Origin of the sequence: Vibrio sp. OPT24 (genome assembly GCF_015163545.1) — a bacterium.
GTDB classification, from domain to species: Bacteria; Pseudomonadota; Gammaproteobacteria; order Enterobacterales; family Vibrionaceae; genus Vibrio; species Vibrio cyclitrophicus.
The window spans coordinates 1-208 of sequence record NZ_JADDYI010000019.1 but is presented as its reverse complement, the minus strand read 5'-3'; the positions used below and the strand labels follow the sequence as shown (position 1 = coordinate 208).

General features: G+C 52.4%; 1 rRNA gene. It reads right to left on the bottom strand.

The features are described 5' to 3' along the window. A 23S ribosomal RNA gene (locus IQO02_RS22535) occupies window positions 1-208 on the bottom strand; the annotation flags it as partial.

The following is a 208-nucleotide window of genomic DNA, read 5'->3' as shown; positions in this document are numbered from 1 at the left end:
TTAACGTTGGACAGGAACCCTTGGTCTTCCGGCGAGGGAGTTTTTCACTCCCTTTATCGTTACTCATGTCAGCATTCGCACTTCTGATACCTCCAGCATGCCTTACAGCACACCTTCAACGGCTTACAGAACGCTCCCCTACCCCACATACCCTAAGGTACGTAGCCGCAGCTTCGGTGTATAGCTTAGCCCCGTTACATCTTCCGCG